Origin of the sequence: Caulobacter sp. (assembly GCF_049283275.1) — a bacterium.
GTDB lineage: Bacteria > Pseudomonadota > Alphaproteobacteria > Caulobacterales > Caulobacteraceae > Caulobacter.
This window is the reverse complement of sequence record NZ_JBAPVS010000369.1, coordinates 1-22,014: the sequence shown is the minus strand read 5'-3', so window position 1 is coordinate 22,014 and position 22,014 is coordinate 1. Positions and strand designations below refer to the sequence as shown.

Below are 22,014 nucleotides of genomic sequence, written 5' to 3'. Positions count from 1 at the left end.
GCCAGGTCCAGGGCCGGGCTGCCGCCGCGAAACTTGAAGCCGTCGCGGATTTCCGCCTTCGCCGTCGTCATGCTGCGCTCCGAACCGGATTGACAGGTTACAGTGCTTCTTGGATGGTCCGCAAGCTAACCTGATAAATAGGTTACATGCCGGAGGACGAGATGAAATCGATCACGAAGAGGCGCGTCGGCGCGGGTCCGGCTCTGGCGACCCTGCTGCTGGCGCCGATGATCGCCGGGGCGGCGACAGCGGCCGAGCCCGCGCTGGCCGGGACCTGGACCCTGACCGCGGCCGACCGCCTCAAGCCCGACGGCGCGCGGGCCCGCGACTACGGCCAGCATCCCAAGGGGCGGCTGATCATCGACGCCCAGGGCCGCTACAGCTTGCAGATCTTCGACGGCGACCGTCCGCGCATCGCCTCGGGCGACAAGGCCAAGGCCTCGCCGGAGGAACTGGCCGGCGCGGTGATCGGATCGTCCACCCACTATGGAACCGTCGCCATCGACCCGGCCGCCCACGTGCTGGTCTTCCGGATCGAGGGCGCGTCGTTCGCCAACTGGGACGGGACCGAGCAGCGGCGCCAATACGCCCTGACCGCCGACCGCCTCAGCTACCAGGTGCCCACGCCGCGTCCCGACGGTTCGATCCCGATCTCGGAGTGGCGGCGCGAGCGGTGAGCTTTGCGTGGATCGCGGTCATATCCAATACTAGCCCGTCATTCCCGCCCTTGTGGCGGGAACCCCTCTGTCCGTCGCAAGGGCAGGGGTATGGCGCGCCGGCGCGCCAAGGCGTCTCACCGTCAGCTGAGCCAGGGGTTCCCGCCACAAGGGCGGGAATGACGGTTGAAAGTTAGGGCTTCCCCCAAAGTAGAAGGGGCGCGCGGGATTGGGGGGAGCGCGCCCCTTCCGGCTTGGCGGCGTCTGGGACGCCGCTAGCACTCCCCCGCTGGGGACGGGGGATCGGGTTGGCCTCACTGGGCGGGAGGAGCCCCGCCGCCGAGGGCCTTGTAGAGCGTGGCCAGGTTGGTCTCCCGCGCCAGGCGGGCGACGATCAGGGTCTGCTGCGAGGCGTAGAGCGTGCGCTGGGCGTCCAGCACGGCCAAGGAGCTGTCGATCCCCGCGCCGTAACGGGCCTGCGACAGGCGGACGGTGTCGTTGGCGGCGGCGACCAGGCGTTCCTGTGAGCCCACCCGGTCCTGGATCGTCGACTGCACGGCCAGGCCGTCGGAAACCTCGCGGAAGGCGGTCTGGACCGCCTTCTCGTAGTTGGCCACGGCGATGTCGCGACCGGCCTTGGCGCTGTCGAGGCCGGCGATGTTCGCTCCGCCGGAGAAGATCGGCAGGCTGACGCCCGGCGAGAAGCTCCAGGCGCCGTTGCCGCCGTCGAACAGGCTGCCCAAGGATCCGCTGGCGACCCCGGCCTGGGCCGTCAGGCTGATCCTGGGGAAGAAGGCCGCGCGGGCCGCGCCGATATTGGCGTTGGCGCCGGCCAACTGGTGCTCAGCGGCCAGAACGTCGGGGCGACGCGTCAGCACGTCCGAAGGCAGGCCCGCCGGCAGGTCCCGCAGGATCTGGGCGGTGACCAGACCGCCGGCCGGCAGCAGGTCGGCCGGCACGTCGGCGCCGACGGCCAAGCGCAGGGCGTTCTTGTCCTGCTCGACCAGGGCGATGGCGGTCGCGACGTCGCTGCGGGCCGCTTCGACCAGCGTCAGGGCCTGGCTGAGTTCCAGCTGCGAGATGGCGCCGGCCTCGAAGCGCCGGCGGATCAGAACGGTGCTCTCCTGGCGCGTACGCAGGGTTTCCTGCGACACGGCCAGCAGGTCCTGGTCCGCGGCCAGGTTCAGCCAGGCGCTGGCCGTCTGGGCGATCAGGCTGATCTGCACCGAACGGCTGATCTCGCGGGTGGCCAGGTAGCTCTGCAGGGCCGCGTTGTTGAGGCTGCGCACGCGGCCGAACAGGTCGATCTCCCAGGAGGTGATCCCGACGCCGACCGAATAGGTCTCGGTCGTGCGGTCGCCGTCGGGCCGGGCCGCGGCTTGGTCCGCGGTCAGTCGGCTCTGAGTCCCCGTCGCCGTGGCGGCGACGGACGGCACGAGGGCCGCCCGCTGGATGCGGTACTGGGCGCGGGACTGCTCGATGTTGAGCACCGCCACGCGCAGGTCGCGGTTGTTGGCCAGGGCCAGGTCGATCACGCCTTGCAGGCGCGGATCGATGAACACGTCGCGCCAGCCCAGGTCGGCGGCCGAAGCCGTTGAACCGTTGGCCGCCCCTTGATTGTATTGGGCGATCGGCCAGGCGTTGGTCACCGGCAGGGCCGGGCGCACGGTCTTGGGCGCCAGGGTGCAGGCGCTGAGCGCCGAGGCCGCCAGCAGGGTGAGGGTCAGGTTACGCACAAGCATGTCAGTGGCTCTCGGCCGGAGTCGCGGAGGTTTCCACCCGGCGACGCGGCTTGGGTTTGAAGACCCGCTCGACGATCACGAAGAACAGCGGGACGAAGAAGATCGCCAGCAGGGTGGCCGAGATCATGCCGCCGATCACGCCGGTGCCGATGGCGTGCTGGCTCCCCGATCCAGCCCCGTTCGAAATCGCCAAGGGCAGCACGCCGAAGACGAAGGCCAGCGAGGTCATGATGATCGGTCGCAGACGGATGCGGACCGCCTCCACCGTCGCCTCGACCAGGTCCATGCCCTTTTCGTGCAGGTCCTTGGCGAACTCGACGATCAGGATGGCGTTCTTGGACGCCAGGCCCATGGTCGTCAGCAGGCCCACCTGGAAGTAGATGTCGTTGGACAGGCCGCGCAGGCTGGTGGCCAGCAGGGCGCCGACGATGCCTAGCGGGATGACCATGATCACCGACAGCGGGATCGACCAGCTCTCGTAGAGGGCGGCCAGCAGCAGGAACACCACCAGGATCGAGATGCCGTAAAGGGCCGGGGCCTGGTTGCCGGACTCGCGTTCCTGAGCCGACAGGCCGGTCCACTCGAAGCCGATGCCCGGCGGCAGCTGGGCGGCGATCTTCTCCATGGCGGCCATGGCCTGACCCGAGCTCTTGCCCGGGGCGGGCGAGCCCTGGATGTTCAGCGACGACAGACCGTTGTAGCGCTCCAGGCGCGGCGAGCCGTAGATCCAGTGGGTGGTGGCGAAGGACGAGAACGGCGCCATGGTGCCGCTGCTGGTGCGGACGTACCAGCTGTTCAGGTCTTCCGGACGCATGCGGTAGGGCGCGTCGGCCTGGACATAGACCTTCTTGATCCGGCCGCGGTCGATGAAGTCGTTGACGTAAGAACCGCCCCACGCGGCGCTGAGCGCGGCGTTGATGTCGGCGGTCGTCAGGCCCATCGCCCCGGCCTTGGCCTGGTCGATGTCGATCTTCAGTTGGGGCGTGTCGTCCTGGCCGTTGGGACGCACGCCGACCAGGGTGGGATCCTGGGCGGCCATGCCCAGAACCTGATTGCGCGCCGCGACCAGGGCGTCGTGGCCGACGCCGCCGACGTCCTGCAGCTGGAAGTCGAAGCCCGACGAGGTGCCCAGTTCGGGCACGGCCGGCGGCACGATCGCGAAGACCATGGCGTCGCGGATTTGCATGAACTTGCCCATGGCCCGGCCCGCGACGGCTTGCGCCTTGCGGTCGGCGGCCTTGCGCTCATCGAAGTCCTTGAGGCGGACGAAGGCCAGGCCGGCGTTCTGGCCGGCGCCGGCGAAGCTGAAGCCGGCGACGGTGAAGACCGCCTGCACGGAGTCCTTCTCGTCGACCAGGAAGTGGTTCCGCACGGTGTCGAGCACCGCCTGGGTGCGTTCTTCCGGCGCGCCGGGCGGCAGCTGGACGAGGGTGAACATCGTGCCCTGGTCTTCCTCGGGCAGGAAGGCGCTGGGCAGGCGGATGAACAGGAAGCCCATGAACAGGATGATCACGCCATAGGCCAGCATCCAGCGGCCGCTCTTGCCCAGAAGGCCGCGCACCGAGCCCTGGTAGCGCCCGCTGACATCGTTGAAGTTGCGGTTGAACCAGTTGAAGAAGCGATTGAAGAGGTTCGCCACCGCGCCCAAAGGACCCCGGTGGTCGGTGTTGAGGGGCTCGCCATGACCCCGGCTGACCGGCTTGAGCAGGGTGGCGCAGAGGGCCGGCGTCAGGATCAGGGCGACCAGCACCGACAGGGCCATGGCCGAGACGATGGTGATCGAGAACTGGCGATAGATCACGCCCTGCGAGCCGCCGAAGAAGGCCATGGGCACGAACACCGCGGCCAGGACCAGCGCGATGCCGATCAGGGCGCCGGTGATCTCGTTCATCGACTTGCGCGTGGCCTCGACGGGACTGAGTCCCTCCTCGCTCATCACCCGCTCGACGTTCTCGACCACGACGATGGCGTCATCGACCAGCAGGCCGATGGCCAGGACAAGGCCGAACATGGTCAGGGTGTTGATCGAGTAGCCGAAGGCGGCCAGCACCCCGAAGGTGCCCAGCAGGACGACCGGCACGGCGATGGTCGGGATCAGGGTCGCGCGCCAGTTCTGCAGGAACAGGAACATGACGATGAAGACCAGCACGATGGCTTCGATCAGCGTCTTGACCACTTCCTCGATCGACAGCTTCACGAACGGCGTGGAGTCGTAAGGGATCACGTACCGGAAGCTGGCCGGGAAGTTCTTCTCCAGCACGGCCATCCGCGCCTTGATGGCGTCGGCGGTGTTCAGGGCGTTGGCGCCGGGGGCCAGGCGGATGGCCAGGCCGGCGGCGGGCTTGCCGTTGTACTTGGCGCCGAAGCCGTAGCTTTCCGCGCCCAACTCCACGCGGGCGACGTCGCGCAGGTGCACGATGGCGCCGCCGGGGCTGTTCTTGACGATGATGTTCTGGAACTCGGCCGGGGTGGAGAGGCGCGACTGGGCCGTGATCGTGGCGTTCAGGCCGATGCCGGGGATGTTGGGCACGCCGCCCAACTGGCCGGCCGAGACCTGGGCGTTCTGGGCCCGGATGGCGGCGATGACGTCGGCGGGCGTCAGGCTGTAGCTGGCCAGCTTGGTCGGATCCAGCCAGACGCGCATGGCGTATTGCGCGCCGAACAGCTGGACCTCGCCCACGCCGTCGACGCGGCTGAGGGGGTCTTGCAGATTGCTGGCGATATAGTCGGCCAGGTCGGTGTTGGTGGCCTTCGGATCGTCCGAATACATGCCGACGATCAGCAGGAAGTTACGGGCCGACTTGGCGACCGTCAGGCCCTGCTGCTGGACTTCCTGCGGCAGCAGCGCGGTGGCCGTCTGCAGCTTGTTCTGGACTTGCACCTGGGCGATGTCGATGTCGGTGCCGGCCTTGAAGGTCAGGGTGGTGGTGGCCGAGCCCGAGCTGTCGCTGGTCGAGGCCATGTAGTCCAGGCCGTCCAGGCCCTTCATCTTCTGCTCGATGACCTGGGTGACGCTGTCCTCGACGGTCTTGGCCGAGGCGCCGGGATAGATGGCGTTGATCGACACCTGGGGCAGGGCGATGTCGGGATATTGGGCGATCGGCAGGCTGCGGATGGCCAGGGCCCCCGCCAGCATGATGACGATCGCGACGACCCACGCGAAGATCGGCCGGTCGATGAAGAAGCGGGAAAGCATGAGGAGCCGGCCTTACTGAGCAGCGGGGGCGGTGATGACGGCCGGCTTTACCGGAGCGCCGGGGCGGACCTTTTGCAGGCCTTCGACGATGACCTGATCGCCGGGCTTCAGGCCCGAGGTCACCAGCCATTTGTCGCCCACCGTCTGGGTGGTCACGATCACGCGGGGCTCGGCCACGCCCTTGGCCCCGACCACCATGACGGTGGCCGCGCCCTTGGGATCGCGGCTGACGGCCGCCTGCGGGATCAGCATGCCGCCGTTGGCCACGCCCCTGCCGAGCTGGGCGCGGACATACATGCCCGGCAGCAGCTGGCCATTGGGGTTGTCGAAGGTGGCGCGCAGGCCGACCGAACCGGTGGTCGGGTCGACGGTGACGTCCGAGAACTCCAGGCGGCCGCTGATCGGATAGGTCGAACCGTCTTCCAGTTTCAGGGTCACCTGGGCCGAGCCCGAGCGGCCCAGCTGGCCGCTGTTGAACGCTGCTTGCAGCTTCAACATGTCGGCCGACGACTGGGTCAGGTCGACATAGATCTTGGACAGGTCCTGCACCGTGGCTAGGGCGGTTGCCTGGCTGGCGGTGACCAGGGCGCCGGGGGTGACCGAGCTCTTGCCGATGCGGCCCGAGATCGGCGAAACCACCTTGGTCCAGCCTAGGTTGATGCGGGCGTTGTCCACGGCGGCCTTCTGGGCGGCGACGTTGGCGGCGGCCTGCAGGGCGGCGGCCTGGGCGTCATCGTTATCCTGCTTGGAAACGGCGTTGATCTCGACCAGCCCCTTGTAGCGGTCGGCCTTCAGCTTGGCGGCCGTGGCGGTCGCCTGGGCCTGGGCCAGGCCGGCGGCGGCGCTGTTATAGGCGGCCTGATAGGTGGCCGGATCGATCTGGTACAGCGACTGGCCGGCGCGGACATAGCCGCCTTCCTGGAACAGGCGGGCCTTGATGATGCCGCCGACCTGCGGGCGCACTTCCGAGACCAGATAGGCCGAGGTGCGGCCGGTCAGTTCGGTGGTCAGGGTGACCGTTTCGGTCTTGGCGACGACAACGCCGACCGGGGTTGGGCCGCCAGGGCCCATGCCGCCGGCTCCGCCCTTGCCTTGGCCGCAAGCCGCCAGGGTTAGAGCGATGGCCGCCAAGGAGGCCGCCGACAGGACGGCGCGAGAACGGTCGAATGACATACGGAAAACCCCAGTAGCGACAGGGCGTCGCAGGCCTTCAGCCTTGACGACGCCCTGTTGGTGACCAACATGAGAATGAACGTTCATTCTCAACGGGGCTGGACATAGGTCCGAGGTTGTCGCAAGTCAACCTCGGGGGTTCCGTCCAGCTTGACGTGACGGAAATTTAATTGGGAAGCGAAGCTTTCGATGATCGATGAGGCCAACACGACGTGCCGGCCGACGCCTGAGGCGCGGCGGCAGCAGATTCTGGATGCGGCGTGCGACTGCGTGCGTCACGCCGGGTTCCACGGCGCCAGCATGGCCGAGATCGCCAAGGTCGCCGGTCTCAGCGTAGGCCAGATCTACCGTTATTTCGAGAACAAGGAGGCGATCATCGCCGCCATCGTCGCCCAGGACCTGGCCGAGATGCGCGAGAAGTTCGCCGAGATGGAAAGCCGGCCGGGCGACCTGCTGGACGCCCTGTCCGAGCACCTGCCCGAGGCCGTCGACAAGTGCTTCGACCTGGGTCGCGCGTCGCTGACGCTGGAAGTCCTGGCCGAGGCCAGCCGCAATCCGAAGGTCGCCGCCATCCTGCAGGCCGCCGACGCGCAGGAGCGTGTCTACGCCCAGGCCATGCTGGACCGCGGCCGCAGGCCCGAATGGAGCGACGCTGAGTTCCAGGCCCGCTGCGAGGCCGTGGGCCTGCTGTTCGACGGCATGATCATCCGGGCGGTCAACCACCCCGACACCGATCGCGGACCGCTGACCGAGGTTCTGCGCCAGACGCTCCGGCAACTGCTGAGCTAGGGCCGCTGGGCTGCTCAAGGACCGTCTCCAGGGGGGCGGGATCGGGCGACGTCGCTATGGACACCATCGTCTTACCTTCCGTAACGTCAAGTTGCGACGAGAAAAAGGTTCGCTCGATGTCGGAACCCCGCACCTTCCCGCGTCCTTCGTGGGATCGGGCGCCTGGAAGCGCCCAGCAGTAGGGAAGACGACGCCATGACCTCTTCGACCGTTCGCCCGCACGCGGCCCTCCTGGCCGCGGCCGCCGCCCTGACCCTGGCGGCCTGCTCGCCGCCCGCCCAGAAGAAGGCCGAGGCGCCCGCCGCCCCTTCGGCCGCCGCGACCGGCGCCCCGGCGGACAAGTTCGTGATGCCCGACGTCCCGGCCGGCGACTACAAGCTCGATCCGTCCCACGCCAGCCTGTCGTTCAAGGTCAGCCACCTGGGCTTCTCGCACTACACCGCGCGGTTCGCCGACTTCGACGCCAAGCTGAGGTTCGACCCGGCCAACCCTTCGGCCTCCAGCGTCGAGGCGACCATCGATCCCAGGTCGCTGACCCTGCCCAGCCCGCCGGCCGGCTTCAAGGACGAGCTGACCGGCAAGGATTGGCTGGACGCGGGCCAATACCCGACCATCACCTTCCGCTCGACCAAGGTCGAGGTCACCGGCGCCAACACCGCCAAGGTCACCGGCGACTTCACCCTGCACGGGGTGACCAAGCCGGTGGTGCTCGACGCCACGTTCAACGGCGGCTACGCCGGCCACCCGATGGACCCGCAGGCCCGCATCGGCTTCTCGGCCCACGGCGTGTTCAAGCGTTCGGAGTTCGGCATCGGCTCCGGCGTTCCGGCCCCCGGCACGACCATGGGCGTCAGCGACGAGGTTGACGTGAGCATCGAGGCCGAGTTCAGCGGCCCGGCGTTGGCCAAGGCCCCCGCGGCGGCGGCCACCTAATTCTCACCATCCTTTCATCCCGGCGAAAGCCGGGACCCAAGCGGTGTTTGCGGATCCTGGCTCGGAGACCAGTCCGGACATTCAGCTTGGGTCCCGACTTTCGTCGGGATGAACAGAGTTTGAGAGTTACCGAACCAAGTTCCGCGCCAGCGTCAGAACGGCCTCGACCAATTCCTCGGCGATGATCTGCGAAGAGGGGTTTGAACGTCGTCTTCGATCTCCAACCCAAAGCTCTGTCATCCCGGACAAGCGCGCAGCGCGCCGATCCGGGACCGCCGGAAACGCGGCGCTCAGGCGTCGGTCCCGGGTCTTAGCTTCGCTACGCCCGGGATGACAGTCGAAGAGGATGGTCGTTAAGCCAGCGCCCGGTACTTGAAGTTCCTGAACCGCGCCGAGCCCTTGCCCGCCGCGTACAGACCCGGCTTCAGCATCAGGAAGCCGCCGCGCACATTGTGATGGTAGCCCGAGACCACGCTCGCCGGAAGCGGCGCTGGGGCGGGCGGCGAACCGCACAGGAAAACGCCCGGGAGATGAAATCTCCCGGGCGTCCCATGGTCTGGCGAAACGCCTATCAAGGCCAATAGTTGGGGGGATCAACCGGATCGTGGCAATCGATCAGCTCCACATCGTAATAGGGCGTGATCTCGCCCCACTGCATGGCCATCTTGCCGTTGCAGTACATCGTTTGCTGGCCCGCCTCCATCGTATGCGAGGCGTCGGTGTAGTAGTAGTGCTCCCAGCCGTTTTTCGGGAAGGCGACCGCCGCCAGGGGGAGGGCGATGCTGGCCAACAAGCCCGCGCCAGCCAGGGCGATCTTCAGTTTGAAGCTCTTCTCCACGACAATCTCCATTTGAGTTGTGGGCTTCCCACGTCGCATAACGTGTCTGGTTTGGAGGCCCCCGTCTACGGAGGTTGCGTGGCGGATAGTTCAATTTTTGAGTGTGTTTGGGTGATGCGGCCGTGAATGAAAAACGCCCGGGAGGCGGAACCTCCCGGGCGTGATCGTCTGTCGGGTGAGAGGGCCTTAGCCCTGCATCGCCTCCAGCTCCTTGCCGCGTGTCTCGTGCACCAGCTTCTGCACGAGGAAGAACGAAACCACGGCGCTGAGCGCGTAGAAGCCGTACGTCATCGGCAGGCTGATCGCGGCCAGGGCCGGGAAGCTGACCGAGATGGCGAAGTTGGCGATCCACTGGGCGAAGCCGGCGACGGCCAGGGCCGAGCCGCGCATCTGGTTGGGGAACATCTCGCCCAGCATGACCCACATGACCGGGCCCCAGCTGAGGTTGAAGAACACCACATAGGCGTTGGCCGCGACCAGGGCGGTCAGACCGACATTGTCGGCCAGGTGCAGGGCGCCGTTCACGGTGGTGGCGGTCGAGAAGCACCAGGTCAGGACGCCCAGGGTCACGGCCATGCCGGCCGAGCCGACCAGCAGCAGCGGCTTGCGGCCGATCTTGTCGATCACGGCGATGGCGGCCAGGCAGGCCACGATCGACAGCGTGCCCGACAGGATGTTGATCTTCAGGCTGTCGTCCTCGGTGAAGCCCACTGACTGCCACAGCACCGAGCCGTAGTAGAAGACGATGTTGATGCCGACCAGCTGCTGGAAGACGGCCAGGACCAGGCCGGCCCAGACGATCATGCGGATCTTGCGGGTGGTCGGGTCCAGCAGGTCCGACAGCTTGGGCTTGTGGTGGTCGGCGGCCAGCGAGGCGCGGATCTCGGCCACCTTGCCGGCGCCCTGACCGGCGCCGAACAGGCGCGAGAGGATCTTCTCGGCTTCGGCGTCCTTGCCCTTGGCGACCAGGAAGCGCGGGCTTTCCGGAATGGCCAGCAGGCTGAAGAAGAAGATCGCGGCGGGGATGGTCTGCATCCAGAACATCCAGCGCCAGGCGGGCAGGCCCAGCCAGAACGGGGCGGTCGAGCTGCCGGCGGTGTGGGCCAGGACGTAGTTGGCCACGAACGCGCCGGTCAGGCCGGTGATGATCATGATCTGCTGCACGGAAGACAGGCGGCCGCGGATGTTGGCCGGCGTGACTTCCGAGATGTAGACGGGGCAGAGGACCGAGGCCGCGCCCACGCCCAGGCCGCCGATCAGGCGGAAGGCGATGAACACCAGCGAGGTGTGCGAGGCGCCGGTGCCGATGGCGCTGACCAGGAACAGCAGGGCGGCGATGATCATCACCGTGCGGCGGCCCCAGACGTCGGCCAGGCGGCCGGCGGCGAAAGCGCCAAAGGCGCAGCCGATCAGGATGGCGCCGACGTTGAGGCCGGTGCCCAGCTTGCTGAGGTTGAAAGCCTTCTCGAGGCCTTCCTGCGTGCCGTTGATGACCCCGCTGTCATAGCCGAACATGAAGCCGCCGATGGTGGCGACGGCCACGATGGCGGCGATGAAGGCCATGTTCACCTTGGCGCCGTCGGCGCTCATCCCCGGGCTCGGCCCGGCGTTGATGACTGATGCCACTGTATCTTCCCCATGGGGCCCGAAGGCCGCGTTTGATCCCTAACGAGCCCCTGAAGCGGGACTTTGGTTGGTCTGACCTTAGTGTTACCGGTATCAGCACGCAAGCGGGCTGAGGCGGTGACGCGGTCGACTTTCAATTCGGCCCGATCCGTGCTAGCTAAGTCTAGCTAAGGGTGAACTCGAACATGCGCACAGTCAACATGCACGACGCCAAGTCGCAACTTTCCAAGTTGGTGGAAGCCGTCGAGAGCGGGGAAACCGATCAGGTGGTGATCGCCCGCAACGGCCGTCCGGCCGCTCGGCTGATGCCGATGACGACGACCGCCCGGACGCCGGTCAGGATCGGCATCGCGAAGGGGCAGTTCGTGGCGCCCGCCGATACAGCCGCACAGGACGCCGAGGTGGCCGCGCTGTTTCTGGATCCGCGCGATTGAGGCTGCTGCTCGACACCCATGTCGCGCTCTGGACCCTCACGGACGACCCACGTCTATCGGCGAGCGCGCGCGACCTGATCCTGGATCCCGCCAACGAGGTCTGCGTCAGCGCCGTAACCCTGTGGGAAATCGCCATCAAGCACGGCCTTGACCGCCAGGGCCCGGGCGCGATGCCGATCGGCGCCCATGACGCCCAGGTGCTGTTCAGCGCCGCCGGCTATTCCTTGATCCCGATCACGCCGCAGCAAGCCGTCATCGTCGAAACCCTGCCCCGCATCCACGCCGATCCGTTCGACCGGCTATTGGTCGCCCAGGGGCTGACGGAGGCCCTGGTCCTGTTGACCCACGACGCCGTGGTGGCGTCCTACAACACGCGCATCATCAAGGTTTGACGGCGGCGGATCGTCGGCTCGCTCGCCGAGCGCTTAGCCGGCCAGGCGCTTCTCGTAGCGCCAGACCTCCAGCGGGAAGAGGCCTTCGGAGGTTTCGGTCGGCACGTTCTCGATGCGCGCCATCGTCCAGCCGGCCTTCTCGTAGAACCGCGCGGCGCGGGCGTTGCCAATCGCGCAGGCCAGCCAGGCGGTCGTGACGCCGGCCTGGGCCAGCCGCGTCTCGGCGTCGGCCATCAGCACCGCCGCCGCTCCGGTCCCGCGCGCCTCTGGGGCCAGATAGAACTGGTAGAGCTCGTCGTCCTTGAGCAGGTGGAAGCCCAGCGGCGCGCCGACGGGGCCGAGGGTGCGCACCTTGGGCAGGGCGGCGTCCGTTCGCTCCTGGAAGCTCTCCAGCGTGCGCAGCCGGGTCAGGGCCTCCGGCAGCAACCCGTCATGGCCGTCTCGCCAGCCGGACCACCACAGGTGGGCCAGGGGGGCGAGGTCGGCGGGTTGGGCGTCGCGGATGTGTGGAACGCCGAGGCTCAAGACCGTCGCTCCTCGCCGGCTGCGTAGCGGTTCATGTCGGCCAATGCATCCTCAAAGGCGGTGCGGATCTCCGACTGACTGAAGCCTTGGTCCCAAAGCTCGGTCATCAGGGTGTTGATGATATGGTCGAGAGCGACCACTTGCGGGAAGGGGTTCGTGTTGCGGAAGGTCGCGCAAGCCGCGCCGAAATCGGCGGCGGCGTGGATGGCGTCGGTCCAAATCTGGTCGTCGTTATCGAGGTCCATGGCGACATCGTAGGACGGGCCTTGGTGTTCCGCCTAGCCAGTCAGCGAACTGTCGCGTGGGATCACACCCACTTGCCCCCACCTGACCGCTACGCGGTCTGTCCGCCCCCATAGGGGGCGGAGGGCAACAACGCGCGCCCTCTTCCCCCTGTGGGGGAAGACGGTCGCGAAGCGACCCGTAGGGGGCAAGTGTTCGCCGTCGACCCTTGAACGAAAAGGCCCCCGGATCGCGCCGAGGGCCTTCATTCCTAGTGGTTATGCCGGGGCAGCTTGCTGGCCAGGTCCTGGTACTTCACGGCGAACTCCAGCACGCCGCCGGTCTCCAGTTGGCCGGTGTGGGCGCGGTAGATTTCCTGCCAGGGGGTCATGGTCTCGGGGACGGCGGGGATGCCCTCCTTGCGGCGCTCGGCGATCACGGCCTCGTCCACCAGGGCGTCGCAACGGCCGGTGTTCAGGTCGATGCGGATGGTGTCGCCGGTGCGCAGCCACGACAGCCCGCCGCCGATGGCGCTCTCGGGCGAGGCGTTGAGGATCGAGGGGCTGTCGGCGGTGCCCGACTGGCGGCCGTCGCCCAGGGTGGGCAGGCTCTGGATGCCCTTCTTCAGCAGGTGGTCCGGCGGCTGCATGTTGACCACCTCGGCCGAGCCCGGCCAGCCGATCGGACCCGCGCCGCGGATCACCAGGATGCAGTGCTCGTCGATGTTCAGGGCCGGGTCGTTGATCCGGGCGTGATAGTCGCCGGAGCCGTCGAACACGATGGCGCGAGCCTCGAAGATGTCTTCCTGGCCGGGCTTGGACAGGTAGCGGGCGCGGAAATCGGGGCCGATGACGCTGGACTTCATGATCGCGAAGTCGAACAGGTTGCCCTTGAGCACCAGGAAGCCGGCCTTCTCGGCCAGCGGCTCGGCGTAGGGGAAGATCACCTCGCGGTCCTTGGTCTCGCGACCTTCCAGGTTCTCCGCCATCGTCTTGCCGGTCACGGTCAGGACGTCGCCGTGCAGGCGGCCCTGTTGCAGCAGTTCCCACAGCACCGCCGGCGCGCCGCCGGCCCGGTGGAAGCGCTCGCCCAGATACTTGCCGGCCGGCTGCATGTTGACGATCAGCGGGATGTCGTAGGCCGCGCGCCAGTCGTCGGCGGTGACTTCGAGGCCCGCGTGCCGCGCCATGGCCGCGATGTGCGGCTGGGCGTTGGTCGAGCCGCCGGCCGCCGCGACCAGGGCGATGGCGTTCTCGAACGCCTTCTTGGTCAGGATGTCCTTGGGCTTGATGTCCTCATAGGCCAGGTCGACGATCCGCTGGCCGGTGCGATAGGCCATCTGGCCGCGCTCGCGATAGGGGGCGGGGATCGCCGCGCAGCCGGTCAGCGACAGGCCCAGGGCCTCGGCGACGGCGTTCATGGTCGAGGCCGTGCCCATGGTGTTGCAGTGGCCGGCCGAGGGGGCGCTGTCGGCGGCGCGCTGGATGAACTCGTCCTCGTTGATCTCGCCGGCCGCCAGCTTGCGGCGCGAGCGCCAGATCACCGTGCCCGAACCGACCAGCTCGCCGTCGTGCCAGCCGTCCAGCATCGGGCCGCCCGACAGCACGATGGCCGGGATGTTGACCGTGGTGGCGGCCATGATGCCGGCCGGGGTGGTCTTGTCGCAGCCGGTGGTCAGGACCACGGCGTCGATCGGATAGCCGTGCAGGGTCTCGACCAGGCCCAGATACGACAGGTTCCGATCCAGGGCCGCCGTCGGGCGCCGGCAGTTCTCGAAGATCGGGTGGACCGGGAACTCCATCGGAATGCCGCCGGCGTCGCGGATGCCATCGCGGATCCGGGTCACCAGGTCCAGGTGGATGCGGTTGCACGGCGAGATGTCGCTGCCGGTCTGGGCGATGCCGATGATCGGCTTGCCGCTGCGCAGCTCCTCGGGGGTGATCCCGTAGTTCATGAACCGCTCCAGATAGAGGGCGGTCATGTCGATATGGTCCGGATTGTCGAACCAGTCGCGCGAGCGGAAGCGGCGGGGAGTTCTATTAGGGGAGGTCAAGACGCACCTCGTATTGGGGCTGGCCGGCGACGGCGACGGGCAGGGCGAACAGGCCGCCGCACAGGGGATAGGCGGCGAGTTGCTCGTCGCTCAGTCCCTTGCGGGCGGTGGTGAAATAGACGGTCTTCAGGTCGGGCCCGCCGAAGCAGGGCTTGGTGACGTTGATGGCGGGGAGGGTGATGCGGTCGACGACCTCGCCCTGGGGCGAGATCCGCAGCGCGCCGTGGCCGCCCCACAGGGCCGTCCAGACGAAGCCTTCGGCGTCGACCACCGAGCCGTCGGGCCAGGCGTCGTCGATCTCGAGCTTGAAGAACAGCCGCTTGTTCGACAGCGCGCCGCCGTCCATGTCGTAGGCCCAGATGGTCCTGTCCAGGGTGTCGGTGTGATAGAAGGTCTTGCCGTCGGGACTGACGCAGGGGCCGTTGGTGATGCAGATGCCGGTGTCCTCGGCGATCGGCCGCCCGGCTTCGTCGAGGCGGTAGAGCGCCCCGGTCGGAGCCTCCTCGCCGTCGTGCATGGTGCCGAACCACAGCCGGCCCTCGCCGTCGACGGTGGCGTCGTTGGGACGGTTGTTTAGCGCCGCGTCCTCGATCTCCCCCAGGAAGGCGAAGCCGCTGTCGGGGTGGAAGTGGTGCAGGCCGCTCTTCAGCCCCGCCACGAACCCGCCGCCGGCGCGCGGGGCCAGGAAGGTCACCTGATCGGGCGCGTCGAAGCTGGTCGTCTCGCCGCTGGCCGGATGGAAGCGGTGGACCTTGTGGCCCTTGATGTCGACGAACCACAAGGCCTGTTCCTCGGCCGACCAGATCGGCCCCTCGCCGAGGGTGGCCTTCAGGTCCCAGACGCAGGTGGGGTTGGGCATGCGCGACGTCCTCTCAGTTCACAGCGGTATACCCCCTCGGCGGCCTCGCGACAGCTCCTCCAAAGGTCGGGGATCGGCGCGGCGCCGGAGCGAAGGCCAGGAGGGCGGGGGTTACGCGCCGATCAACGCCAGCCGGCGTCGATCCAGTATTCGTGACCGGTGCACAGGGACGCGTCGTCCGAGGCCAGGAACATCACCAGCGAGGCCACATGGTCGGGGACCAGGCGGCCCTTCAGGGCCTGAGCCTTGACGATCTCGGCCTCGCCCTCGGGCGTGTACCACTTCTCCTGGCGCTTGGTCTTGACGTTGCCCGGCACGATGCAGGTGACGCGGATGTCGTCGGGGCCCAGCTCGCGGGCCAGGGCCCGGGTCATGCCCTCGATGCCGGCCTTGGCGGTTTCGTAGAGGACCAGGTCTTCCAGACCCAGATGCCAGCTGATCGAACCGAAGTTGATCACCGCCCCGCCGCCGCGCGCCTTCATGCCCGGGGCTACGGCCTGGGTGCAGAACAGCATGTGACGCAGGTTGACGTTCATGCGCTCGTCCCAATAGGCGGGCGTCACCTGGGCCAGTTTGTGCCGGTCGTCGTTGCCGGCGTTGTTGACCAGCACGTCGATGGGACCGATGTCGGCGAAGGTCTTGGCCACCGCGTTCAGGTCGGTCAGGTCGCAGCGGACGTAGATCGGCGCGATTTCCGAGCCTGACAGCTGCTCGGCCAGCACCTTGGAATCCGCGTCGGCGACGTCGAGGAAGATCACCTCCGAGCCCTGGCGCACGAAGCCGGCGACGATGCCCGCGCCGATGCCCGAGCCGCCGCCGGTGATGACGACGCGCTTGCCGCGAAGGCTGGGATAGATGGCTGAGGAGGTGGTCACTTGCGGACGCTTCACTTCGATGTTCACAGCAGGCCTCGGCCGGCCAGGTTGCGGATCAGGGCGGAGACGCCGAACGTCCACGGGGCGGCGAGATCGCAGGTGGTGACCTCGTTCTCCAGCACGCCCAGCTTTGGTGTGGCCACGCGCACGCGGTCGCCGACCTTGTGGGTGAAGCCCTGGCCGGCGGCGTCGCGATCCTGGATCGGGGCGAACATCGTGCCCAGGAACAGGGCGAAGCCGTCGGGATACTGATGCTGCTTGCCGAACGCCTGGCCGGCCAGCACCGCCGGGTCGCGGCTGATCAGGCTCATGTTGCTGTGGCCGTCGAGCACGAAGTTGTCGCGGCCGGTGATGTTCAGCGTCACCTCGGCCGAGCGGACGTCGTCCAGCGAGAAGCCGTCGTCGAACAGCCGGAAGAACGGGCCGATCGCGCACGAGGCGTTGTTGTCCTTGGCCTTGCTGAGCAGCAGGGCCGAGCGGCCTTCGAAGTCGCGCAGGTTGACGTCGTTGCCCAGCGCGGCGCCGCGGATCCGGCCCTGACCGTCGCACAGCAGCACGACTTCCGGTTCGGGGTTGTTCCAGTGGCTGTCGTTGCGCACGCCCACATGGTCGCCCCAGCCCATCGAGGACAGGGTCGGGCCCTTGGTGAAGATCTCGGCGTCGGGGCCGATGGCGACTTCCAGATATTGCGACCACAGGCCGTCGGCGATCAGGGTCGCCTTCAGGCGCGCGGCGCCGTCGGAGCCCGGGTTCACGCTGCGCAGGTCGCCGCCCATGCTGTCGGCCAGCTGGGCGCGGATCTTCAGGGCCTCGGCGGCGTCGCCGCGCGCCCGCTCCTCGATCACCCGCTCCAGGGTCGAGACCGCGAAGGTGACGCCGGCCGCCTTCAGCACTTGCAGGTCGACCGGGGCCAGCAGCTTGGCGGCCGCGCCTTGCGGGTTCTCCCACACCGCGCGCACGTCCAGGGCCTCCAGCGGACCCAGATCCTCGCCGCGCGGGATCGCCGCGCCGGGCTCGAAGGCGTTCATCAGGTCGGAGGTGGTCGGGGCGATCTTGCTGACGTCCTCGATGCGGCCGCCGCGGATCAGAACCGGGGTCGGACCGTCGCCGAAGTCGATGCGGCCCAGCAGGGTCGCGTCGCGCCAGTCGTCGGGAAGGAAATCACTAAGGGCCACCGGTCGTCTCTCTCCCTGGCGGGCGCGTTGGACCGGTCTTGACTCGCCGCCCACGCCCCCCGTCACTTGTCGATGACGTTGTTAGCGCTAACACGACGCTCAGCGCAAGCCCTGGCGCGAGGTGCAAATCACGCCCACGCCCTAGCGGAAGGACCGATCGGAGGCCACTTACAACGGTGTAAGCTTTAGCGGGACAACGCCATGACCGACCGGCCGATCAAGATCCCGGGGCCCGACCACCCCATCACCGTCACGCCGAATCCGAAGCGGGTGGTTGTCACCCTCGGGGGGAAGGTCGTCGCCGACACGCGCGACGCCCTGACCCTGAAGGAGGCGTCCTATCCGGCGGTGCAATACATCCCGCGCAAGGACGTCGACATGGCGCTGCTGGCGCGCACCGACCACGCCACCTACTGCCCCTACAAGGGCCAGGCGTCGTATTTCAGCATCCCGTCGGGCGGCGAGCGGTCGGTCAATGCGATCTGGACCTACGAGGCGGCCTATCCGTCGGTGGCGGCGATCCAGGACCACCTGGCCTTCTATCCGGACCGGGTGGACGGGATCGTCGAAGAGGGGTGATCCGGCCTTGAGCGTCGCAGAACGTCCTCGTCCTTCGACAAGCTCAGGATGAGGACGAATTTGGCGACCGCTCAGTGGAAATCCTCATCCTGAGCTTGTCGAAGGACGAGGATTTCCCAGCACCGTCGCTGCTGTCCTAAACCCCGTAGTCCATCGCCCTGAGATCGGCGATCAGGCCCGGCCCCGTGGGGGTCCAGCCCAGCGTCTCCCGCGTCCAGGCGCTGGAGGCCGGCATGTCCAGGCCCGCGAACATCGCGAACCAGCCGAAATGACCCGCCGCTTCTTCCGGCGTCAGAGAGACCACGGGAAGCTTCAAGCCCGCGCCGACGACTTCGGCGATCTCGCGCGCCGACACGCCTTCCTCGGCCACCGCGTTGTAGCGGGCCCCGGCCTGTCCGCGCTGCAGCGCCAGCGGGTAGAGGCGCGCGACGTCCAGCACGTGGGCGGCCGCCCAGCGATTGGCGCCGTCGCCGACATAGGCCGAGACCCCCTTGGCGCGCGCGATCTCGATCGAGGGCGTGATCAGCCCCTGCTTGACCGGATCGTGGACCTGGGGAAGGCGCATCACCGAGACGTTGACGCCGGTTTCCAGGGCCGCGGCGCCGGCGATCTCCGAGGCGCTGCGGGGGTTGGGGTGGTCGAGATTGAAAACGTCCTCGGTCGCCGGCTGGCCAGGACCGGGGCTCCCCATGCCGACGCCCGAGGTGATGACCAGCGGACGATCCGATCCCTTCAGCGCCGAGGCCAGGGCCTCGATGGCGCGCGTGTCCTTCTGGCAATTGGCCACGAAGTTGGAGAAGTCGTGATCGAAGGCGCAATGGATCACCCCGTCGGCCTGGATCGCGCCGGCGCGCAGGCTGTCTGGGTCCTCCAGGCTGCCGCGATGGGCCTGGACGCCCGCGGCGGCCAGCGCCTGGGCGCCGGCGTCCGACCGCGTCAGCCCGATCACCTGATGCCCCGCCTTGAGGAGTTCCGGCACGATGGCCGAGCCGATGAAGCCGGTCGCGCCGGTGAGGAAGACACGCATGGAAGCACTCCGATGTTGTTCGGAGGGGCATATCGCCCTAGGGTGATCCTATTAAAGTAGTGACTTTATCCTAGTATAATAATCAACAGGATCAGGCATGGCCGTCGAGACCGGCAATCGGCTGGGAGCCTATCTGAAGGATCGGCGCACCCGCCTGGATCCGGTGGCCCTGGGGTTCACCGCGACGCGCCGGCGGACCTCGGGTTTGCGCCGGGAAGAGGTCGCCCAGCGCGCCAATATCAGCGCCACCTGGTACACCTGGCTGGAGCAGGGCCGGGGCGGCGCGGCCTCGGCGGACGTGCTGAACCGGATCTCCGGCGCGCTGATGCTGACCGACGTCGAGCGCGAGCACGTGTTCCTGCTGGGCCTGGGGCGTCCGCCCGAGGTTAGCTACAAGGCCAGCGAGGGCGTATCGCCCCGCCTGCAGCGGGTGCTGGACGGGATGGCGTTCAGCCCCGCCATGATCAAGACCGCCACCTGGGACATCATCGCCTGGAACCGCGCCGCCGCCGTGGTGCTGACCGACTACGGCGCCCTGCCGCCGGACCAGCGCAATCTCCTGCGGCTGATGTTCGGCAGCGCCCGGGTCCGCGCCGCGCAGCATGACTGGGAGCGCGTCGCCCGCTTCGTGGTCAACACCTTCCGCGCGGACGCGGCGCGGGTCGGCGCGTTGTCCGAGATCAACCAAATGGTCGACGAGCTCTGCCTGACCAGCCCCGAGTTCAAGCGCTTCTGGCTGGAGAACGACGTGCTCGCCCACGGCGAGGGGACCAAGCATCTGCGGCACCCGGTCCTGGGCCCGCTGGCGATGGAATACTCCGCCTTCGTCGTCGACGGCCGGCCCGACCTCAGCATGGTCGTCTACAATCCGGCCACGGAGGCGGACGCGGCGTTGGTGCGGTCGTTGATGGAGACGCATGAAACCCCTCTCTCTTAGAGAGAGGGAGGGGCCCGCCGCGAAGCGGTGGGAGGGTGAGAGGTTTCACCGCCAACCGGAAAATCCCGATTCCTTCCGTTGCGTGGCCATCGCGGCGAACCCAAACTGTCCGCCATGGATGCGACCGCCAACGCCCGCCGTCTTCGCCAGAACCAGACCCTGGCCGAGAAGGCATTGTGGAAGCTGGTCCGCAACCGCCAGCTGGGCGGGTACAGGTTCCTGCGGCAGGTCCCGATAGACCGCTATTTCGCCGACTTCGTCTGCGAGGCGGGCAAGCTGATCGTCGAACTGGACGGCGCCGTCCACGAAGAGCGCGAGGACTATGATGAGCGCCGCACGCAGACCTTGGAGCTGTTTGGATACGTGGTTCTGAGGTTTCCCAACGAACGGGTCCTAGCCGATCCTGGCGCCGTCGGGGAGGACATCCTGGCCGTGCTCCGTTCGGACAGGGTGTAACCTCTCACCCTCCCACCGCCTTCGGCGGCGGGCCCCTCCCTCTCTCTATGAGAGAGGGGGCAAATATCCGCCCGTCACCCCTCCGGCGCAGGCCCCGTGGAATCCCGCACGATCAGCGTATGGGGATGCACCAGTTGGCGCGGTTCGCCGGCCTTGCCGCGCATCCGGCGGATCTCCTCCAGCACCAGGTCGACGGCGGCGCGGGCCATGGCGGCGATGGGCTGGTGGACGGTGGTCAGGGCCGGCCAGATGTTGGCGGCGATCGAGGTGTCGTCGAAGCCGACGATCGACAGGTCGCCCGGCACGTCCAGGCCCATGCGGTGGGCCACGCCCGCCGTCGCCGCGGCCATGTCGTCGTTGCCGGCGAAGATGGCGGTGGGGCGGTCGTCCTGACCCAGCAGCCGCTCGGCGGCCTCCAGGCCCGAGCGGTAGGTGAAATAGCCCTGCTCGACGCGGATGTTCGCGTCCGGGATGCCTGCCGCCGACAGGGCCGAACGGAAGCCGTCCAGGCGCTGCTGGCTGACCGTCTGGTTGGGGTGCCCCTTGATGATCCCGAAGCGCTTGTGGCCCAAGGCCAGCAGGTGCTGGGCCAGTTCGAAGGCGGCGGCTTCGTTGTCGATGCGGATGGTGGCCATGTCGGCGCTGGGCATGCCCGGGGCCACCGCGACGGCGGCGGCGCCGGCCGCCTTGACCTCGGCCAGCACCTGGGCGCTCTCGCACAGCGGGGCGGGCAGGATCAGGCCGTCGACGCCGGTCTTCAGCAGGCGGGTCAGGGTGGCGCCGGCCAGCTCCGGCTCGGCGCACTTCTCGATCACCACCTGGGCGCCGGTGCGGCTGCTCTCGTCCAGGGCCCCGACCAGGAACTCCGACAGATAGCCCGTCGAGGGGTTGTCATAGAGCAGGCCGATGCGGAACGGGGCCGAGCCGGCCAGGCTGCGGGCGGCGGGGTTGGGCGCGTAGTTCAGGTCGCGGATCGCCGCGTCCACCAGGGCCTTGGTCTCGGACTTGACCGTCGTCTCGCGGTTGATCACCCGCGACACCGTCATCGGCGACACCCCGGCCAGGGCGGCCACGTCGCGGATGGTCGCGCTCTGGGTTGTGCGGCGGCGCTGACGCTCGTTACGCTCGTTCATTGATTGTCCGTCCCTTAATCGCGGCGGACACTAGACCGTTTTTGCGCTGTCTTGGAAGACAAGCCGCAGGTCCTCGACGCAGAACCGGGTCCGGCGGGGCGGTCAGAAGCGACGATGTCCTCGCCTGTCCTGCTTTCATCAGGGCCGGCGTCGACCAGGCGGATGCTGACGGCGATCTGTGTCTGGCCTAGATTGGCGCCATGACTCCTTTCGGCGCGATCATCCTGACGGGCGGCGCCTCGCGTCGCATGGGCGCCGACAAGGCCGCGCTCGACTGGGACGGCAAGAGGGCGGTCGATCGCGTGGCGGCCCTGGCGACGGCGGCCGGCGCGGTCCGCGTGCTGACGGCGGGCCGTGATCACGGGCTGGAGCATGTCGACGATCCGGCCCCCGG

General features: G+C 68.1%; 22 protein-coding genes and 2 pseudogenes. 9 read left to right on the top strand and 15 right to left on the bottom strand.

Annotated features, from left to right (window positions below; translation table 11 throughout):
• Nucleotides 1-161: 161 nt before the first annotated feature.
• Nucleotides 162-677 carry a lipocalin-like domain-containing protein gene (locus WAL33_RS21275; protein ID WP_422183989.1) on the top strand — a complete coding sequence of 172 codons (516 nt, stop codon included), beginning with the start codon at nt 162-164 and terminating at the stop codon, nt 675-677.
• Nucleotides 678-970: 293 nt separating this feature from the next.
• Here WAL33_RS21275 and WAL33_RS21270 read toward each other — a convergent pair whose 3' ends face one another.
• From WAL33_RS21270 to WAL33_RS21260, 3 genes are read right to left on the bottom strand one after another with little or no spacing between them, the layout of a single operon-like run.
• Entirely contained in the window at nt 971-2,398 is a 1,428-nt protein-coding gene (locus tag WAL33_RS21270) for an efflux transporter outer membrane subunit (protein ID WP_422183988.1), read from the bottom strand.
• A 1-nt stretch (nt 2,399) separates the two neighbouring features.
• Nucleotides 2,400-5,594 (bottom strand): efflux RND transporter permease subunit, encoded by a 3,195-nt coding sequence (locus WAL33_RS21265; protein WP_422183986.1) that lies wholly within the window; start codon nt 5,592-5,594, stop codon nt 2,400-2,402.
• A 12-nt stretch (nt 5,595-5,606) separates the two neighbouring features.
• Nucleotides 5,607-6,767 carry an efflux RND transporter periplasmic adaptor subunit gene (locus WAL33_RS21260; RefSeq protein ID WP_422183984.1) on the bottom strand — a complete coding sequence of 387 codons (1,161 nt, stop codon included), beginning with the start codon at nt 6,765-6,767 and terminating at the stop codon, nt 5,607-5,609.
• Between the two features lie 189 nt (nt 6,768-6,956).
• On the opposite strand from WAL33_RS21260, the gene WAL33_RS21255 reads away from it, so the two are divergent.
• Together WAL33_RS21255 and WAL33_RS21250 are read left to right on the top strand one after the other, a co-directional pair.
• Nucleotides 6,957-7,556: a TetR/AcrR family transcriptional regulator gene (locus tag WAL33_RS21255; protein ID WP_422183983.1), complete on the top strand. Its 600-nt coding sequence runs from the start codon at nt 6,957-6,959 to the stop codon at nt 7,554-7,556.
• A 195-nt stretch (nt 7,557-7,751) separates the two neighbouring features.
• On the top strand, nt 7,752-8,489 hold the full coding sequence (locus tag WAL33_RS21250; RefSeq protein ID WP_422183981.1) for a YceI family protein: 738 nt from the start codon (nt 7,752-7,754) through the stop codon (nt 8,487-8,489).
• 353 nt (nt 8,490-8,842) lie between these two features.
• On the opposite strand, the pseudogene WAL33_RS21245 reads toward WAL33_RS21250, so the two are convergent.
• The 3 genes and pseudogenes from WAL33_RS21245 to WAL33_RS21235 form a co-directional block, all read right to left on the bottom strand.
• Nucleotides 8,843-8,959: pseudogene (locus tag WAL33_RS21245) on the bottom strand (hypothetical protein); the annotation flags it as partial.
• A gap of 101 nt (nt 8,960-9,060) precedes the next feature.
• A complete protein-coding gene (locus WAL33_RS21240) occupies nt 9,061-9,327 on the bottom strand; it encodes a hypothetical protein (protein WP_422183979.1) in 267 nt (88 codons plus the stop codon).
• Nucleotides 9,328-9,513: 186 nt separating this feature from the next.
• Complete coding sequence (locus tag WAL33_RS21235; RefSeq protein ID WP_422183978.1) at nt 9,514-10,953, bottom strand: sugar porter family MFS transporter; 1,440 nt, start codon at nt 10,951-10,953, stop codon at nt 9,514-9,516.
• Nucleotides 10,954-11,138: 185 nt separating this feature from the next.
• Between WAL33_RS21235 and WAL33_RS21230 the strand changes: the two genes are divergently transcribed.
• On the top strand, nt 11,139-11,387 hold the full coding sequence (locus WAL33_RS21230; protein WP_422183977.1) for a type II toxin-antitoxin system Phd/YefM family antitoxin: 249 nt from the start codon (nt 11,139-11,141) through the stop codon (nt 11,385-11,387).
• Nucleotides 11,384-11,779, top strand: a complete 396-nt coding sequence (locus WAL33_RS21225; protein WP_422183975.1) for a type II toxin-antitoxin system VapC family toxin — start codon at nt 11,384-11,386, stop codon at nt 11,777-11,779. Before WAL33_RS21230 ends, WAL33_RS21225 begins: the two co-directional genes overlap by 4 nt.
• A gap of 33 nt (nt 11,780-11,812) precedes the next feature.
• Here WAL33_RS21225 and WAL33_RS21220 read toward each other — a convergent pair whose 3' ends face one another.
• From WAL33_RS21220 to WAL33_RS21195, 6 genes are all read right to left on the bottom strand, one after another.
• On the bottom strand, nt 11,813-12,304 hold the full coding sequence (locus WAL33_RS21220) for a GNAT family N-acetyltransferase (RefSeq protein ID WP_422183973.1): 492 nt from the start codon (nt 12,302-12,304) through the stop codon (nt 11,813-11,815).
• On the bottom strand, nt 12,301-12,549 hold the full coding sequence (locus tag WAL33_RS21215; RefSeq protein ID WP_422183971.1) for a hypothetical protein: 249 nt from the start codon (nt 12,547-12,549) through the stop codon (nt 12,301-12,303). Before WAL33_RS21215 ends, WAL33_RS21220 begins: the two co-directional genes overlap by 4 nt.
• A 248-nt stretch (nt 12,550-12,797) precedes the next feature.
• Nucleotides 12,798-14,579 carry a xylonate dehydratase XylD gene (gene xylD, locus WAL33_RS21210; RefSeq protein ID WP_422183970.1) on the bottom strand — a complete coding sequence of 594 codons (1,782 nt, stop codon included), beginning with the start codon at nt 14,577-14,579 and terminating at the stop codon, nt 12,798-12,800.
• Nucleotides 14,566-15,438: an SMP-30/gluconolactonase/LRE family protein gene (locus tag WAL33_RS21205; RefSeq protein WP_422183968.1), complete on the bottom strand. Its 873-nt coding sequence runs from the start codon at nt 15,436-15,438 to the stop codon at nt 14,566-14,568. The genes xylD and WAL33_RS21205 overlap by 14 nt, the downstream gene beginning before the upstream one ends.
• Before the next feature lie 122 nt (nt 15,439-15,560).
• A complete protein-coding gene (xylB, locus tag WAL33_RS21200) occupies nt 15,561-16,313 on the bottom strand; it encodes a D-xylose 1-dehydrogenase (protein WP_422183966.1) in 753 nt (250 codons plus the stop codon).
• A gap of 23 nt (nt 16,314-16,336) precedes the next feature.
• Complete coding sequence (locus tag WAL33_RS21195; RefSeq protein ID WP_422183965.1) at nt 16,337-17,488, bottom strand: fumarylacetoacetate hydrolase family protein; 1,152 nt, start codon at nt 17,486-17,488, stop codon at nt 16,337-16,339.
• A 201-nt stretch (nt 17,489-17,689) separates the two neighbouring features.
• Between WAL33_RS21195 and WAL33_RS21190 the strand changes: the two genes are divergently transcribed.
• Nucleotides 17,690-18,067, top strand: a complete 378-nt coding sequence (locus WAL33_RS21190; RefSeq protein WP_422183964.1) for a DUF427 domain-containing protein — start codon at nt 17,690-17,692, stop codon at nt 18,065-18,067.
• A 21-nt stretch (nt 18,068-18,088) separates the two neighbouring features.
• Here the strand turns inward: WAL33_RS21190 and WAL33_RS21185 are convergent.
• Nucleotides 18,089-18,180: pseudogene (locus WAL33_RS21185) on the bottom strand (hypothetical protein); the annotation flags it as partial.
• A 23-nt stretch (nt 18,181-18,203) separates the two neighbouring features.
• Entirely contained in the window at nt 18,204-19,094 is an 891-nt protein-coding gene (locus tag WAL33_RS21180) for an SDR family oxidoreductase (RefSeq protein ID WP_422183962.1), read from the bottom strand.
• 97 nt (nt 19,095-19,191) lie between these two features.
• Between WAL33_RS21180 and WAL33_RS21175 the strand changes: the two genes are divergently transcribed.
• Together WAL33_RS21175 and WAL33_RS21170 are read left to right on the top strand one after the other, a co-directional pair.
• On the top strand, nt 19,192-20,031 hold the full coding sequence (locus WAL33_RS21175) for a helix-turn-helix transcriptional regulator (protein ID WP_422183960.1): 840 nt from the start codon (nt 19,192-19,194) through the stop codon (nt 20,029-20,031).
• 114 nt (nt 20,032-20,145) lie between these two features.
• Nucleotides 20,146-20,487, top strand: a complete 342-nt coding sequence (locus WAL33_RS21170) for an endonuclease domain-containing protein (RefSeq protein ID WP_422183958.1) — start codon at nt 20,146-20,148, stop codon at nt 20,485-20,487.
• Between the two features lie 74 nt (nt 20,488-20,561).
• On the opposite strand, the gene WAL33_RS21165 is transcribed toward WAL33_RS21170, so the two are convergent.
• Nucleotides 20,562-21,620 (bottom strand): LacI family DNA-binding transcriptional regulator, encoded by a 1,059-nt coding sequence (locus tag WAL33_RS21165; protein ID WP_422183957.1) that lies wholly within the window; start codon nt 21,618-21,620, stop codon nt 20,562-20,564.
• Nucleotides 21,621-21,820: 200 nt separating this feature from the next.
• Between WAL33_RS21165 and WAL33_RS21160 the strand changes: the two genes are divergently transcribed.
• On the top strand, nt 21,821-22,014 hold a 194-nt coding region (locus WAL33_RS21160), incomplete at its 3' end, for an NTP transferase domain-containing protein (RefSeq protein WP_422183955.1).